The sequence below is a fragment of the Cellulomonas sp. 73-92 genome (genome assembly GCF_001898175.1).
Classification (GTDB): Bacteria; Actinomycetota; Actinomycetes; order Actinomycetales; family Cellulomonadaceae; genus Cellulomonas.
Genome location: NZ_MKTH01000020.1, coordinates 106,304 through 117,765 on the forward strand (window position 1 = coordinate 106,304; position 11,462 = coordinate 117,765).

The window sequence follows — 11,462 nt, forward strand, 5'->3', positions numbered from 1 at the left end:
GTCCCCGGATGGGGAATTCCCCTACGCTGCGGCCATGGAGCCGGTGCGGCCGAGGGGACGGCGCCCCGCCGGGGCCGACACCCGAGGGGCGATCCTCGCCGCGGCCCGCGCCGAGTTCGCCGAGCGCGGGTTCGAGGCGGCGAGCATGCGGTCCGTGGCGCGGCGGGCCGGCGTCGACCCGGCCCTCGTCCGGCACTACTTCCCCGACCGGACGGAGCTCTTCGCGGTCTCCGTGCTGCCGCCGACGGCGAACCCGGCCGAGGTCGCCGCCCGCATCGTCGGCGGCGGGCTGCCCGGCCTGGGCGAGCGGCTGGTCACCGAGGTCCTCACGCTGTGGGGCGGGGACGACGGCGAGGCGTTCCGCGCGGCCGCGGGCCTCATGGCGGGCAACCTCGAGCGGCCGCGGGCGCTGGTGGCCTACCTCGGGCGCACGATCTTCGAGCACATCGGCCGCCTGGTGGCGCCCGACGAGGTCGCCCTGCGCGTGGGGCTGCTGGTGTCGCAGGTCGCGGGCCTGCTCATGGTGCGGTTCGTCATCCGGATGGAGCCGCTGGCGTCGCTGCCGATCGGCCAGGTCGCGGCCGTCGTCGGGCCCACGCTCGACCGGTACCTGAGCGCGCCGCTGGCCGAGCTCGTGCCCGCACGCCCGTAGCCGTGGGTCCTTGCGCAGGAGGCGCACCAAGGCCATTATTCCTCGCATGGGGAATAGTGAGGTTCCGGCGATCGCGGTCCGCGGGCTGCGGGTCGTCCGAGGCAGGAACCACGTCATCGAGGGCCTGGACCTCACGGTGCCGGCCGGCCAGGTCGTCGGGCTGCTCGGCCCGAGCGGGAGTGGCAAGACGACGCTGATGCGCGCCGTCGTCGGAGCCCAGATCGTCGCCGGGGGAACGGTCGAGGTGTTCGGCGAGGCGGCCGGCTCGGCGGCGCTGCGGCGCCGCGTCGGGTACACCACGCAGGCGCCGAGCGTGTACCCCGACCTCACCGTCGCCGAGAACCTGCGCTACGCGGCGTCGATCCTGCGGGTGGACGGCGAGCGGGTGGGCGCCACCCTGGCCGACGTCGACCTCGCGGGGTTCGAGAGGCGGATCGTGCGCACCCTCTCCGGCGGCGAGCTCTCCCGCGTGTCGCTCGCGGTCACGCTGCTGGGTCGGCCCGACCTCCTCGTGCTCGACGAGCCGACGGTCGGGCTCGACCCGGTGCTGCGGCGCGACCTCTGGACCCTCTTCCACCGGCTGCGGGACGCCGGCGCGAGCCTGCTGGTGTCCAGCCACGTCATGGACGAGGCGGTCCGCTGCGACCGGCTCGTCCTCATGCGCAACGGCGCGATCCTCGCCGACGGCACCCTGCCCGACCTGCTCGAGCGCACCGGAGCCGCCGACGCCGAGGGCGCGTTCCTCCACCTCGTCGACCAGGCGAACGCCGCCGAGAAGGGAGCGGTGGCATGACCCCCGCGCTGACGATGGCCACGACCGAGCGCGTGCTCGGCCAGCTGCGCCACGACCGCCGCACCATCGCCCTCATCATCGGCGTGCCGATGCTGCTGCTCGGGATCATCGCGTGGATGTACCACGGCAGCCGTGTCCCGGTGATCGACACGATCGGGCCCGTGCTGGTCGGCTTCTTCCCCCTGCTGGTGATGTTCATCGTCACGAGCGTGGCGACCCTCCGGGAGCGCACGGGCGGCACGCTGGAGCGGCTGATGACGATGCCGCTCGGCAAGGGCGACTTCGTCGTCGGCTACGCGCTGGCGTTCGCGGTGATGGCGCTGATCCAGTCGGTCGTCGTCGTGCTCTGGGCGATCTGGGTGTGCGGCATGGACGTGGCCGGCCCGGTGTGGCTGCTCTTCGTCGTCGCCGTGCTCAACGCGGTGCTCGGCTGCACGCTCGGCCTGGCGGCCTCGGCCCTGGCGCGCACCGAGTTCCAGGCCGTGCAGCTGATGCCGGCGTTCCTGCTGCCGCAGCTGCTGCTGTGCGGCGTCATCATGCCGCGCGACCAGATGCCCGCCGTCCTCGAGTGGATCTCCCGCGTGCTGCCCCTGACGTACGCCGTCGACGCGATGCAGAAGATCGCCAAGGGCGGCGGGTGGCTGGAGACCCGGGGTGCGATCGGCGTCCTGGCGCTGTTCATCGTCGGCGCCGTCGCGCTGGCGACGACGACGCTGCGCCGGCGCACCGAGTAGCTACGTCCCGGTCGCCTCGAGCCGGGCGAGCTGCTCCGCAACGTCGAACTCGGCCGACGGCCAGTCGAGGTCCAGCCCGACCAGCGCCTGCCACAGCAGCTGCGAGACCGCGAGGCGGGCGTACCACTTCTCGTCGGCCGGGATGACGTGCCAGGGCGCGACGTCGGTCGACGTCCGCTCGAAGACGGCCTGGTACGCCTCCTGGTAGGCGGGCCACTTCGCCCTGGAGTCGACGTCGTCGGGATTGAACTTCCAGTACTTGTCGGGGCGCTCGAGCCGCTGGTGCAGGCGCTTGTACTGCTCGTGGTGGGAGATCATCAGCGCCACCTTGACGATCGTCGTCCCGCCGCCGACCACCTCGTCCTCGAAGGCGTTGATCTCGTCGTACCGCTTCTCCCACTCCTCGGGCGGCACGAGCCGGTCGACCCGGACCACCAGGACGTCCTCGTAGTGGGACCGGTCGAACACGCCGATGCGGCCGGCGAGGGGCAGGGCCCTGCGGATGCGCCACAGGTAGTGGTGCCGGCGCTCCTCGGGCGTCGGCACGCCGAACGCGTGCAGCTCGACGCCCTGCGGGTCGACCATGCCGACGACGTGCCGCATGATGCCGCCCTTGCCGGACGTGTCCATGCCCTGCACGACGAGCAGCACGGACCGGGTCCCGCCGGAACGCCCGTGCGCGTAGAGGCGCTCCTGCAGGTCGGAGGTCGCCTCGCCGATCTCCGCCAGCAGGTGGCCCGCCTTCGTCGAGCCGCCGGAGAACCCGGGCGTGGCCGAGGTGTCGAGGTCCGCCAGCGAGAACCGCGGGCCGGGGCGCAGCTCGTTCCATGCGTCGAACGCCCAGGGACCGTCGGACATCGTCGCCCTCCTTCGTCGGGCAAGTCCTACCGCACGGGTGCCGGCGAGGCGCGGCGAACCGCTGGTCCACGTCTGGTCCACGTCGACACCACCGGGCTCCGGGTGCCACGGTTGGCGCATGTCAGCCGGGGGGACGGTCGCGCGGGTCGTGTGGTCGACCGAGCTGCTCGGCTACGACTTCGGCCCGGGCCACCCGATGTCGAGCGACCGGATCGACCTCACCATCGCCCTGGCAGCCGGGCTCGGCCTGCTCGAGCGGCCCGACGTCGCCGTGGTCGCCGCCGGCGAGGCGCCCGACGAGCTGCTCACGACCGTGCACGAGCCGGCCTACGTCGCGGCCGTGCGGGCGGCCTCGGACGCCGGCGTGACCGACGAGGTCCGCGGCCTGGGGACCGAGGACAACCCCGTGTTCCCCGGCATGCACGAGGCCGCGGCGAGGATGGTCGCCGGATCGGTCGACGCCGCGCTCGCGGTGTGGCGGGGCGAGGCCGAGCACGCCGTCAACGTCGGCGGCGGGCTGCACCATGCCATGCCCGGTGCCGCCTCGGGGTTCTGCATCTACAACGACGCCGCGGTGGCGATCCGCGCCGCGCTGGCGGCGGGCGCGTCCCGCGTGGCGTACGTCGACCTGGACGCCCACCACGGCGACGGGGTGCAGGCGGTGTTCTGGGACGACCCGCGCGTGCTGACGGTGTCGGTGCACGAGACCGGAGTCCGGCTGTTCCCCGGCACGGGCTTCCCGCGCGAGATCGGAGGTCCGGGGGCGGAGGGCTCCGCCGTCAACGTCGCGCTGCCGTCGGGGACGGGGGACGCCGGCTGGCTGCGGACCCTGGACGCGGTGGTGCCGCCGCTGCTGCGGGCGTTCGCCCCCGACCTGCTGGTGACGCAGCACGGCTGCGACACCCACCGGCTGGACCCGCTGACCACGCTGCGGACGTCGGTGGACGGCCAGCGCGTGGCGGCGTCGATGCTCCACGACCTGGCGCACGAGGCGGCCGGGGGCCGGTGGCTCGCCCTCGGCGGCGGCGGGTACGCGCGCGTCGAGGTGGTGCCGCGCGTGTGGGCGCACGTCATCGGCCTGGCGACGCACCGGCCGGTCGACCCGGCCGCGCCGCTGCCCGAGATGTGGTGCGACGCGGTCCGCCAGCGGTACGGCCGGCTGGAGGCGTCGACCATGACCGAGGGCGCCGCCGCGACGTTCCGCCCGTGGTCGGCCGGGTGGGACCCGGCCGACGACGTCGACCGGGCGATCAGGGCGACACGGACGGCCGTCTTCCCCCACCATGGACTCGATCCGGACTACGACTGAACCGCGTCGAGTCGGTCACACGCGTCACCCCTTTCACACGCGTCCCATCAGGCACTACGCTGACGCGCGAGCCCGTGGGCGACACCGCGACGCGACACCGCGACCGAGGCCGGGAAAGAGAGCGAAGGATGAGCCAGGAGACCGGCCGCGTGCGCTACCTCACGGTCGAGGAGGTCGCCGCCGTCATGCGGGTGTCGAAGATGACCGTGTACCGGCTGCTGCACTCCGGCGAGCTGCCCGGCGTGCGCGTCGGCCGTTCGTTCCGCGTGCCCCAGGACGCACTCGACGCGTACCTGCGCTCGTCCTCCACGGTGCCGTTGCCGGAGGACCGCGGCGAGGGTCGCCTCAGCTCCTGACGACCCCGGCGTTACGGCGACGGCCCCGGTGGGCGTAAGGTTTGTCCCCGGACTTTCTGCGTGGGCTTCCGGCCCCGCCGGTCGACCACAACGAGAAGCGAACGAGGACCACCATGGGCTCCGTCATCAAGAAGCGCCGCAAGCGGATGGCCAAGAAGAAGCACCGCAAGCTGCTGCGCAAGACGCGTCACCAGCGTCGCAACAAGAAGTGACGCCGGCCGCCTGAGGCGGCACCGACGTGAGGGCCCGGCCGGCGACGGCCGGGCCCTCGTCGTTCCCCGGGTGCCTCGGCCTGGCCGGCGCGCGCCTCAGGCGAGCCAGCGGAGCACCAGGGGTTCCAGGCGCGCCGGCCAGTCCGGGCTGTCGTAGACCCGCTCCGGGACGAGGTACCGGTCGGGCCGCACCTCGCGGATGACGTCGTCCCGCACGGGCAGCACGAGCAGCTCGAGGACGAACGGCGGAGCAGGGCGCCCGAGGCGCCGCTCCAGGTCCGCGACCAGGTGAGTCTCGCGGAGGGGGTCGGACAGGGAGCCCGCGCGCCGTCGGCGCGTGCCCGCCTGCTCGAGCCGTTCGTGCCATCGCCGGGCGGCTCGCTCCTTGCGCCGGTCGTGCCAGGCGCGGAACTCGTCGAAGCGTGCGTCGACGAGTCGGCTCAGACCGGGCTCGTCGGCGAGGACGTCGAGGTCGGGGCGGGCGTCGACGGTCACGCCCCCCGCGATCGCCGTCCACCACCGCGACCACGCGGCCGGCAGGCCCGGGTCGGGGGTGCGCGGGGTGGGCGCCGGCAGGTCGTCCTCGTCGAGCGGGCCGGGGACCACTCCTCCGGCCGGGGCGTCGATGCGTTCGACGCCGCGCACCCAGAGCGCCTGGTCCGCGAGCACGCTCGGGGAGTCGATGCGGATCGACCACGACTGCTGCCCCCGGACGCGCACGTTCCGAGGATCGTGTCGACGCCACGGCGCCGCAACGGGAGGAGGTCGGCGCCTCAGCCCCGCGTCGAGAACTCCTGCACCGGCCAGCCGACCCGCTCCGCGTGACGCCGCAGCCGGCGGTCGGGGTTGATCGCCACGGGGTTGCCGACGAGCGACAGGATCGGCACGTCGTGGGTCGAGTCCCCATAGGCGTACGACGAACCGAGGTCGATGCCCTCGCGCTCGGCCAGCACCGCGACCGCCTCGGCCTTCGCCGTGCCGTGGAGCAGGTCACCGCAGAGGCGACCGGTGTAGCGGCCGTCCTGCTGCTCGACGATCGTGCCGAGCGCGCCGGCGGCCCCGAGCTTGCGCGCGATGATCTCGCCGACCTCGCGCGGCCCGGCGGTGACGAGCCACACGCGGTGACCTGCGGCGCGGTGCGCGTCGAGCAGGCGGCGGGCGCCGGGGTAGATCCGCAGCGTCATCACCTCGTCGTACACGTCCTCGGCGATGAGGCCCATCTCGGCGACGGAGTGGCCGCGCACGATGGCCAGCGCCGCGGCGCGCACCTCGTCCATCTGCCGCCGGTTCTCCCCGAACGTGCGGTAGCGCACCTGGTGGCCGGCGAACCTCACGATGTCCGGGGCGCGCAGCAGGCCGCGCCGGTAGAGGCCGACGGCGAGGTGGAACGCGCTGGCGCCGCGGATGATCGTGTTGTCGACGTCGAAGAACGCGCCGACCCGGGCCTCCGGACCGGTCACGTCGGACCGGTCGGGGCGCGCGAACACGCCGCCACTGTAGCGAGCGCGGGCGAATGGTCCGGAACCGGGGTGTGTCTACCGTGGTGACGTGACCCCGCCCGCGACGCCTCGTGTCGTCCTCTACGGCCGTGCCGGCTGCCACCTCTGCGACGAGGCGCGGGCCGTCGTGGCACGCGTCTGCGACGAGGTCGGCGTGCCGTGGGCCGAGGTCGACGTCGACGACCCGCCGGCGCCCGGCGCGCCGGACCTGTTCGACGCCTACGGCGAGCGCGTGCCCGTCGTCGCGGTGGACGGCGTCGACGTGGCGCAGTGGCAGGTCTCCGAACGGCTGCTGCGCGCCGCGCTCGCCTGAGGGCCCGCCGGACCCGTAGCGTGAGGCCAGGTGCCTGGACGGGCCCCGGAGAGGTGGTGCGACGTGACGACCGCGAGTGCGGAGGGTGCCCGGGAGCGCCTGCCGCGAGCATCGGTCGCGCGGCTGCCCGCCTACCTCCTCGCCCTCGACGGCCTGTGGTCGGAGGGCACGAAGCTGACGTCGTCGCACGAGCTCGCGGCCCGCTCCGGCGTCAGCCCCGAGCAGCTGCGCAAGGACCTGTCGTTCCTCGGCTCCTACGGGCGGCGCGGCGTCGGCTACGACGTCGCCCAGCTGCGGGGGCACATCGGCTCGGTGCTCGGCCTGGAGGAGCCGAACCGCGTCGTGATCGTCGGCGTGGGGCACCTGGGGCACGCGCTCGCGGCGTACGGCGGGTTCGCGGAGCGCGGGTTCTCCATCGTCGGGCTGGTGGACGACGACCCCGCGGTCGTCGGGACGACGGTCGCCGGGCTCGTCGTGCGGCCGGTGGCGGAGCTCGCGGACGTCGTGGCGTCCGGCGGCGCGACGATCGGCGTCATCGCGACGCCGGCGGCGGTGGCCCAGCAGGTGGCCGACGCGCTGGCGGCCGCCGGGGTGCACGGCATCCTGACGTTCGCGCCGCAGACCCTGCAGACGCCCGACGGCGTCCAGGTGCGCGCCGTCGACCTCGCCTCGGAGCTGCAGCTGCTGGCGTTCCACGGACGGCACCGCGAGCACGCGAAGGCGTAGCTAGGCTCACGCGGTGGGCCACTACCTGTCGTTCCTGGCGTTCGCGCTGGCGCTGGCGCTCGTGCCGGGACCCGACATGCTGCTGACGATGCGCAGCACGGTCGTCGGGGGACGGCGGCGCGGGCTCTGGACGCTTCTCGGCATCGGCGTCGCCAACGTGGTGCAGGGCGTGCTGGCGGGCTCCGGGCTCGGGGCGGTCATCCACGCGTCGCAGCCGGCGTTCGAGGCGATCCGCTGGGCGGGCGTCGCGTACCTGGTCTACCTGGGTGTCCGGGCGCTCATGGCGGCCGCCCGGCACGACGAGGCGGCCGAGGCCGCCGAGGCCGTCACCGGCGGCCGGCGATGGTCGGCGGCGCGGACGGGCTTCCTGTGCAACATCACGAACCCGAAGGTGCTCGCCTTCAACCTGGCGGTGCTGCCGCAGTTCGTCGGGCCGCACGCGGCGCTGCCGCAGCTGATGCTCTACGCCCTGACCCTCACCGCGGTCGGGGTGACGGTGCTGCTCGTCGTCGTGGCGGCGGCCGGTGCCGCCCGGCGCGTCCTCACGTCCCGGAGTGCGCGCCGCCGGCTGGAGGGTGCCGCGGGCCTCGTCTTCCTCGGGTTCGCCACCGGGCTGGCGGCGGAGCACTGACGACGACGGCCCGGCCCCGCGTGCTGGTGACGGGGACCGGGCCGACGAGCGGGCAGGCTCAGGCCTGCTTGACCGCCGCGACGTCGAGGTTGATGACGACCTTGTCGGAGACGAGCACGCCGCCGGCCTCGAGCGCCACGTTCCAGGTCAGGCCGAAGTCCTTGCGCGACACCGTGAGGGTCGCCTCGGCGCCGGCCCGCGTGCCGCCCCACGGGTCGACGACCACGCCGTTGAACTCGGTGGCGAGCTCGACGGCCTTCGTGACGCCGTTGATCGTCAGGTCGCCCGCGATCGCGTAGGTGTTCTCGCCGGTCTGGCGCACGCCGGTGGAGACGAAGGTCCACGGCTGCGCGGTCTCGGCGTTGAAGAAGTCGGCGCTCTTGAGGTGGCCGTCGCGGGACTCGTTGCCCGTGGCGATCGTGGTCGGGTCGAGCGTCGCGGTCAGCGTGGAGCTCTCGAGCGTGTCACCGAGCACGAGCGCGCCCTCGGTGACCTTCACGGTGCCGCGGACCTTGGTGACGCCGGCGTGGCGGGCGGTGAAGCTGGCTTCGGTGTGCGCGGTGTCGAGGGCCCAGGTGCCCGAGGTCAGGCCCTGGGGGAGGGCGGTCTGCGTGGTGGCGGTCATGTCGACTCCATTGGTTGAATCATCACGTATGTAGTTCAACTTTCTACTACACTGTTGCGCCGAGCGCAAGCGTTGGACACTGACGCGGCGCATGGAGGGGAGCGATGAGGACGACAGGTACGGACATGGGCACGGCCGGCGCGAGCGCGACGAGCGCCGCCGGCACCGGGACGACGAGCGGGGGCACCGTGGCGACGGCGCCGGTGCGCTGGCTGTCGGCGGACCAGCAGCGCGACTGGCGCGCCTTCCGCGACGGCACCGTGCTGCTGCTCGACGCCCTCGGCCGCGACCTCGAGGAGCGCTCCGGCCTCTCGCTGCACGAGTACGAGGTGATGGTCCGGCTGTCGGAGGCGCCCGGCCGCACGCTGCGGATGTCGCAGCTCGCCACGGACATCGCGCACTCGCGCAGCCGCCTGACGCACACGATCTCGCGCATGGAGTCCGCCGGTCTGGTCGCGCGCGTCGCGTGCTCGGAGGACGCGCGAGGGGTCAACTGCGTGCTGACCGAGAAGGGCTGGGCCGCGCTCGTCGCGGCGGCGCCCGGGCACGTCGCGAGCGTGCGGGCGCACCTCGTCGACGTGCTGTCCGGCGAGCAGCTCGTCGCCCTCGGCGAGGCGATGGAGCAGGTGCGCGCGCACCTGCGGGGCGAGTGCCCGGCCGACGACGTGCACTGAGGTTCGCCTGACACACTGGGCCCATGGTCGCGACGACGGTCCACCTGCTGCGCCACGGCGAGGTGCACAACCCCACGGGGATCCTGTACGGGCGCATGCCCGGCTACCGGCTCTCCGCGCGCGGCGAGGCGATGGCCCGGACCGTGGCCGACCACCTGGCGGGACGCGCCGGCGCACCCCGCCGGGACGTCACCGTCGTCGTCGCCTCCCCGCTGGAGCGGGCGCAGCAGACCGCCGCCCCGGTCGGCGAGGCGTTCGGCCTGCCGGTCGGCAGCGACGCGCGGCTCATCGAGGCGGCCAACCACTTCGAGGGCATGAAGTTCGGCGTCGGCGACGGCTCCCTTCGGCACCCCGGCCACTGGCCGTACCTGCGCAACCCGTTCACGCCCTCGTGGGGCGAGCCGTACGCCGAGCAGGCCTCCCGGATGCTCGCGGCCGTCGCGGACGCGCGGGCCGCCGCGCGCGGGCACGAGGCGGTGCTCGTCTCGCACCAGCTGCCGATCTGGATCACGCGCCTGACGCTCGAGCACCGCCGGCTGTGGCACGACCCGCGCCGCCGGCAGTGCTCGCTGGGCTCCCTGACGTCGCTGCACTACGACGACGACGAGCTCGTGGGGATCGGGTACACCGAGCCGGCCGCGGCGCTGCTCGCCGGCGCGTCCACGGTGCCGGGGGCGTGATGGGCCGGTCACGGCGTCCGTTCGTCGCCGGCGCCCTCGCCGGGCTCGTCGCGCTGCTCGCCGCCTGCTCCACGACGCCCGCCGGGCCGACCGCGACGAGCAGCACGGACACGGGCTACACCTCGGCGGACGGGACGACGAAGACCTGGCCGGTCGGCCGGCGGACCGGTCCCGTCGCGCTGGCGGGCAAGGACGCGGACGGCACCACCCGTGACGTCACGGCCTGGCGCGGCGACGTGGTGCTCGTCAACACGTGGTACGCCGCGTGCCCGCCGTGCCGGGCCGAGGCGCCGGACCTCGTCGCCATCGCGAACGACGACGCGCCGCGCGGCCTGCACGTCATCGGCGTCAACTCGACCGACGCCGCCGGCACCGCGGCCGCGTTCGCGCGGCAGTTCTCCGTGCCCTACCCGACGATCATCGACAGCGACGGCTCGGCGATCGCGGCGCTCCAGGGCGTCGTGCCGGTGAACGCGGTGCCGACGACGGTGCTGCTCGACCGGCAGGGCCGCGTCGCCGCCCGCATCCTCGGCCGGGTGGACCCCTCGACCGTGCGCTCGATCGTCGACCAGCTGCTCGCCGAGGGCGGCGCCCCGAGCGCGTCGCCGACCCCGAGCGCGGGCACGCCGTGACGCCCTTCGACGCGGGCGACGCCTTCGGCCGTGCCGTCGCCGGCGGCTCCCTGGCGCTCGCCGTCCCGGTGGCGTTGCTCGCCGGGATCGTCTCGTTCGCCTCGCCGTGCGTGCTGCCCCTGGTCCCGGGGTACGTCGGCTTCGTCGGCGGCTCGCTCGGCGCGGAGGCGGGCGCGGCGCGGCGGGGGCGTGTGCTGGCGGGCGTCGGCCTCTTCGTCCTCGGCTTCGCCGTGGTGTTCGTCGCGTTCGGTGCGGTGGCCGGCGGGGTCGGGGCGTGGCTGGCCCGCTGGCAGGACCCGGTGCAGCGCATCCTCGGCGTGCTGGTCGTCCTGCTCGGGCTGGCGTTCGCCGGGCTGGTGCCGTTCCTGCAGAACGAGCGCAAGGTGCACCTGGCGCCGCGCGCCGGGCTGTGGGGCGCGCCCGTGCTCGGGCTGACGTTCGGCCTCGGCTGGACGCCGTGCATCGGGCCAACGCTCGCCGCGATCCTCGCGCTGTCCCTCGGCGGCGGCTCGGCCGGGCGCGGCGCGCTGCTGGCGGCCGTGTTCTGCCTCGGCCTCGGGCTGCCGTTCCTGCTCGTCGCCCTCGGCCTCGAGCGCTCGCGCCGCCTCACCCGCTGGCTGACCCGGCACCGCCTCGGCGTGCTGCGGGTCGGCGGCGGCCTGCTCGTCGTGCTCGGCCTCGCCCTGGTCACGGGCGTGTGGGGGCACTGGGCCGCGTGGCTGCAGGGCCTGCTGACCGGCGCCGACCCGTTCGTGCCGGTGGTGTGAG

At 74.5% G+C, this 11,462-nt stretch carries 17 protein-coding genes; 13 read left to right on the top strand and 4 right to left on the bottom strand.

Features of this window, described 5'->3' with window-relative positions:
• The first annotated feature begins 34 nt into the window (after positions 1-34).
• The 3 genes from BGO37_RS15005 to BGO37_RS15015 are packed head-to-tail and all read left to right on the top strand — an operon-like array spanning position 35 to position 2,179.
• Positions 35-652 carry a TetR/AcrR family transcriptional regulator gene (locus tag BGO37_RS15005; RefSeq protein WP_291756160.1) on the top strand — a complete coding sequence of 206 codons (618 nt, stop codon included), beginning with the start codon at positions 35-37 and terminating at the stop codon, positions 650-652.
• Positions 653-698: 46 nt separating this feature from the next.
• Positions 699-1,445 (top strand): ABC transporter ATP-binding protein, encoded by a 747-nt coding sequence (locus BGO37_RS15010; RefSeq protein ID WP_291756162.1) that lies wholly within the window; start codon positions 699-701, stop codon positions 1,443-1,445.
• Positions 1,442-2,179 carry an ABC transporter permease gene (locus BGO37_RS15015; protein ID WP_291756165.1) on the top strand — a complete coding sequence of 246 codons (738 nt, stop codon included), beginning with the start codon at positions 1,442-1,444 and terminating at the stop codon, positions 2,177-2,179. The genes BGO37_RS15010 and BGO37_RS15015 overlap by 4 nt, the downstream gene beginning before the upstream one ends.
• Here BGO37_RS15015 and BGO37_RS15020 read toward each other — a convergent pair whose 3' ends face one another.
• Entirely contained in the window at positions 2,180-3,037 is an 858-nt protein-coding gene (locus BGO37_RS15020; protein ID WP_291756166.1) for a PPK2 family polyphosphate kinase, read from the bottom strand.
• Positions 3,038-3,155: 118 nt separating this feature from the next.
• On the opposite strand from BGO37_RS15020, the gene BGO37_RS15025 reads away from it, so the two are divergent.
• The 3 genes from BGO37_RS15025 (at position 3,156) to BGO37_RS15035 (ending at position 4,914) form a co-directional block, all read left to right on the top strand.
• Positions 3,156-4,346, top strand: coding sequence for an acetoin utilization protein AcuC (locus tag BGO37_RS15025; RefSeq protein WP_291756168.1), 1,191 nt, complete (start codon positions 3,156-3,158; stop codon positions 4,344-4,346).
• 128 nt (positions 4,347-4,474) lie between these two features.
• Complete coding sequence (locus BGO37_RS15030) at positions 4,475-4,702, top strand: helix-turn-helix domain-containing protein (RefSeq protein WP_291756170.1); 228 nt, start codon at positions 4,475-4,477, stop codon at positions 4,700-4,702.
• Between the two features lie 113 nt (positions 4,703-4,815).
• Positions 4,816-4,914, top strand: coding sequence for an AURKAIP1/COX24 domain-containing protein (locus tag BGO37_RS15035; protein ID WP_003792170.1), 99 nt, complete (start codon positions 4,816-4,818; stop codon positions 4,912-4,914).
• A gap of 96 nt (positions 4,915-5,010) precedes the next feature.
• Here the strand turns inward: BGO37_RS15035 and BGO37_RS15040 are convergent, their stop codons facing one another.
• The gene (locus tag BGO37_RS15040) at positions 5,011-5,634 is read right to left on the bottom strand and encodes a hypothetical protein (RefSeq protein WP_291756172.1); all 624 of its coding nucleotides are present in this window, start codon (positions 5,632-5,634) and stop codon (positions 5,011-5,013) included.
• Positions 5,635-5,687: 53 nt separating this feature from the next.
• Complete coding sequence (locus BGO37_RS15045; protein WP_291756173.1) at positions 5,688-6,401, bottom strand: HAD family phosphatase; 714 nt, start codon at positions 6,399-6,401, stop codon at positions 5,688-5,690.
• Between the two features lie 61 nt (positions 6,402-6,462).
• On the opposite strand from BGO37_RS15045, the gene BGO37_RS15050 reads away from it, so the two are divergent.
• The 3 genes from BGO37_RS15050 to BGO37_RS15060 all read left to right on the top strand — a co-directional run bounded on the left by BGO37_RS15050 (position 6,463) and on the right by BGO37_RS15060 (position 8,083).
• Positions 6,463-6,726, top strand: coding sequence for a glutaredoxin family protein (locus tag BGO37_RS15050; protein WP_291756176.1), 264 nt, complete (start codon positions 6,463-6,465; stop codon positions 6,724-6,726).
• Positions 6,727-6,789: 63 nt separating this feature from the next.
• On the top strand, positions 6,790-7,452 hold the full coding sequence (locus tag BGO37_RS15055; RefSeq protein WP_291756178.1) for a redox-sensing transcriptional repressor Rex: 663 nt from the start codon (positions 6,790-6,792) through the stop codon (positions 7,450-7,452).
• Positions 7,453-7,465: 13 nt separating this feature from the next.
• Positions 7,466-8,083, top strand: a complete 618-nt coding sequence (locus tag BGO37_RS15060; protein ID WP_291756179.1) for a LysE family translocator — start codon at positions 7,466-7,468, stop codon at positions 8,081-8,083.
• 58 nt (positions 8,084-8,141) lie between these two features.
• Here the strand turns inward: BGO37_RS15060 and BGO37_RS15065 are convergent, their stop codons facing one another.
• The gene (locus tag BGO37_RS15065; protein ID WP_291756181.1) at positions 8,142-8,708 is read right to left on the bottom strand and encodes a YceI family protein; all 567 of its coding nucleotides are present in this window, start codon (positions 8,706-8,708) and stop codon (positions 8,142-8,144) included.
• A 104-nt stretch (positions 8,709-8,812) separates the two neighbouring features.
• Here BGO37_RS15065 and BGO37_RS15070 point away from each other — a divergent pair, with 104 nt between their 5' ends.
• Genes BGO37_RS15070 through BGO37_RS15085 form a run of 4 tightly spaced genes read left to right on the top strand, consistent with a single transcriptional unit; the run spans position 8,813 to position 11,461 of the window.
• A complete protein-coding gene (locus BGO37_RS15070) occupies positions 8,813-9,382 on the top strand; it encodes a MarR family winged helix-turn-helix transcriptional regulator (RefSeq protein WP_291756183.1) in 570 nt (189 codons plus the stop codon).
• 23 nt (positions 9,383-9,405) lie between these two features.
• On the top strand, positions 9,406-10,062 hold the full coding sequence (locus BGO37_RS15075) for a histidine phosphatase family protein (RefSeq protein ID WP_291756185.1): 657 nt from the start codon (positions 9,406-9,408) through the stop codon (positions 10,060-10,062).
• Positions 10,062-10,694, top strand: coding sequence for a TlpA disulfide reductase family protein (locus BGO37_RS15080; RefSeq protein WP_291756244.1), 633 nt, complete (start codon positions 10,062-10,064; stop codon positions 10,692-10,694). The genes BGO37_RS15075 and BGO37_RS15080 overlap by 1 nt, the downstream gene beginning before the upstream one ends.
• Positions 10,691-11,461 carry a cytochrome c biogenesis CcdA family protein gene (locus BGO37_RS15085; protein ID WP_291756188.1) on the top strand — a complete coding sequence of 257 codons (771 nt, stop codon included), beginning with the start codon at positions 10,691-10,693 and terminating at the stop codon, positions 11,459-11,461. Before BGO37_RS15080 ends, BGO37_RS15085 begins: the two co-directional genes overlap by 4 nt.
• Position 11,462 lies beyond the last annotated feature (1 nt).